A 3,110-nucleotide genomic window follows, 5' to 3' on the forward strand; every position below is an offset into this window, starting at 1 on the left:
TAAAATAATAAAACTTAAAGTTTAATAAAAACGCCTCTACTGAGGCGTTTTTATTTATTTCGTAACTTTGGAACACTATTTGCGACTATACAAATAAATATAAATTAGTAAAATGAAAAAATACATTGTTTTAGCATTATTTACAGTTTTTGCAACTGTAACATTATCAGCACAAGAAATTAATTGGGTAACACTTGAAGAAGCTGTTGAGCTTCAAAAAAAGAATCCAAAAAAAATAATGATGGACGTCTATACTTCTTGGTGTGGACCATGTAAAATGCTAGATAAAAATACATTTGGTAATAAAGACGTTGCTAATTATGTAAACAAGCATTACTATGCAGTAAAATTTAATGCAGAAGGTAATGATGTGATTAAGTTTAACGAGAAAACTTTTGAGAATCCTAACTACAATCCTGCAAAAGCAAAACGTAGAAATTCGGGTCACCAATTAGCGCGTTATTTTAGTGTTAAAGCATATCCAACTATTGTATTTTTGGATGAGAGATCTCAGTTAATTACATCTGTTACTGGTTACAAAAAGCCACAACAGTTAGAATTATACCTAAAAATGTTTAAAAAAAATGAGCATACAGATATGGATACACAAGCAAAATTTAACACGTATTTTAAAGAATTCAAACCAGAGTTTTCTGAGTTATAAATTAAATTAGTCAATAACAAAAGCTCCCTTTTCACCAGTATAGTGAAAAGGGATTTTTTGTTTTAGGCAACTTGCTTTCCAACGCGCAACATAAGATTTGTAGTTGCTACCATCTGCAATAATTTGCTTAGGTTTTATAGAGTCTATTAGTCTAGACATGTTTATTCTTGGAGATTGCGTTAGTATAACGTAATCAGGTTTAAGTATTTTAAGGTTATAAACACCTAAACTATCTATTATAATAATAGTGCTATTTTTAGTGTGGATGAATGCTGGTGTTTTATGTTGGTTTATTTCTGTAATAGTATTGCCAATGGTAAAATCTTTTAAATTACTAAATTGATTTAAGCTATCTAAATCTGTAAATACATCAAGGCGATTATTAGTTTTTTGTCCAATAACAGTATATCTACTTTTATGAAACAATGTTAATGTATTGTTGCTATTGTTGTACTTTGTATAAATATTTACACTTTGAAAAAGTAAAACAGAAACTAGTGTTAACTTCAGCCATTTATAGTTTTTATGTATAGCCAACTGCACAAATGCAATAGCAAATAAATACGCAGTAATAACTTGCCAGCCATTAAAAGAAATGTCTTTAAATAAAAAGGATTCTTGGTTAGATAGCCATCTCATTAAATCGTTCATTCCAGAAATAATAAAACTAAAACCATCGACTAGAAATTTTGGTAAAGCATTACACAATGCAAGAATAATAACCAAAATACCAATACCTAAAATAAAACCTAAAAAGGGAATAATTATAATATTTGCAACAAAAAACAAACCTGGAAATTGATGAAAATAGAATAAACTAATAGGTACAACTCCAAACTGTGCAGCAATACCAACTGTAAAATAATCCCAAACCTTAGATAAGATAAAATTTTTGGGTTGCCACAATTTCACTAACCTTGGTTGAATGGCAACAATAGCCACAACAGCCAAATAACTTAACTGAAAACCTACATCGAATAAAAATAAAGGTTTAAAGAGTAGCAACACAAAAATTGAAATAGCTAACGTGTTATAAATGTTTGTTGGTCGTTTTAAATGCATTCCAATAGCAATAATACTAAACATTGTTACTGCACGCGTTACAGAGGCAGATAAGCCAGCAATAATAGCAAAAATCCACATTAATATTACCAAAAGAATAATAGTTAATGCTTTACCATATTTAAAACGCTTTAAAGGTGTTAGTAGAAAATTAAGAATTAACAATATTAAGGCGACATGCAATCCAGAAACAGCAAGAATATGTACTGCTCCAGCATCTGTATAATTATCGTAAAGATCTTTACTAAGGTCTTGACGCTGACCTAAAATAAGCGCGTTAATTATAGCTAAAACATCAGGTTTAAAATTATAAGTTTTTAGTTTACTATTAATAGTTTCTCTAGCTAAATCTGCATAACCAAAAATGGTGTGTTTGTTTTCGCTTACGCGGAAAAGCCTCTCAGGATTTACATACAATTGTTTAAAAACATATTGTTTTTCGAGATAACTTCTATAATTAAACTGATAAGGGTTTATGGTTGATACAATAGGTTGAAAGTCTTCAGAAGTTATATAGATATTATCAACCTTTAATACTTTATTTATACTATCTCTAGAAACATTAAGTAATGCTTTTCCGGAAACAGAGGTATTGTCAATTTTTAACACATCTACAATATACTTGTCGTTATAATTACCAGATTTTAAAGTGGTTCTAATTCTAAAAGTAATTGGTTTTTTGTTAGAATCAATATTAGTGTAATTATTCTCGTCTAGTTTTTCATTATGAAAATTAGTAACCAGTATTCCAATACAAAATAGTGTTAAAAAGCTTACAGTTCCAAACCAAATAGTTTTGGTCATTTTCTTTTTAGAAACAAAAAAAATAATTGTTAGTAAAATTATAAGAAAACCTGTTGTGTATAGAATTATAGGTAATGGAATTGCTATAAAAAAAGCAATTAGAATTCCAAGAACTAAGCAAATGGTTAGTTTTATTATGTTGAAGTTCAGGAGTTTCACTCCTTGAAGATAGTAAAAAAAAGTTACAAAACACGTCTCGCTTGCACAAAGGCAAAATACCAGTATCTTTCTTTAAGTTTAGAGGTAATTACGCCTTTGCTAGAAGTAGAATGTATAAATTCTATAACGTCACCATTTGTGGAAGAAACTAAACCAACATGGTTTACGGTTCTGTTATTTTTTTGGGTTGCAAAAAAGAGCAAATCACCTGCACGTACTTTTTTTAAGTCTATCCAGTCTCCAGTTTTTGCCATTGCGCTAGACACACGAGGAATAGAAACGTTATCTTCTTTAAATGCAGTATAAATTAGACCAGAGCAATCCATGCCTTTTTTTGTAGTACCACCATATTTGTAGCGTGTACCTTTATATTTTTCGGCATTATTAATAATAGATTGTGCAATTGCAGGAGCAGGAGCAG

General features: G+C 29.6%; 3 protein-coding genes. 1 reads left to right on the forward strand and 2 read right to left on the reverse strand.

What is annotated here, in order from left to right:
* Nucleotides 1-112 precede the first annotated feature (112 nt).
* On the forward strand, nucleotides 113-664 hold the full coding sequence (locus tag Q0C58_RS11420; RefSeq protein WP_290701625.1) for a thioredoxin fold domain-containing protein: 552 nt from the start codon (nucleotides 113-115) through the stop codon (nucleotides 662-664).
* A gap of 6 nt (nucleotides 665-670) precedes the next feature.
* On the opposite strand, the gene Q0C58_RS11425 is transcribed toward Q0C58_RS11420, so the two are convergent.
* Nucleotides 671-2,689 (reverse strand): ComEC/Rec2 family competence protein, encoded by a 2,019-nt coding sequence (locus Q0C58_RS11425; RefSeq protein WP_290701627.1) that lies wholly within the window; start codon nucleotides 2,687-2,689, stop codon nucleotides 671-673.
* A gap of 23 nt (nucleotides 2,690-2,712) precedes the next feature.
* On the reverse strand, nucleotides 2,713-3,110 hold a 398-nt coding region (locus tag Q0C58_RS11430; RefSeq protein ID WP_290701630.1), incomplete at its 5' end, for a C40 family peptidase.

The organism is Lacinutrix sp. (genome assembly GCF_023299985.1).
In the GTDB taxonomy this organism is placed as follows: Bacteria; Bacteroidota; Bacteroidia; order Flavobacteriales; family Flavobacteriaceae; genus Lacinutrix.

Coding starts and splice junctions, on each gene's coding strand:
- Q0C58_RS11420 (WP_290701625.1), top strand. CDS start 113: ATGAAAAAATACATTGTTTTAGCATTATTTACAGTTTTTGCAACTGTA.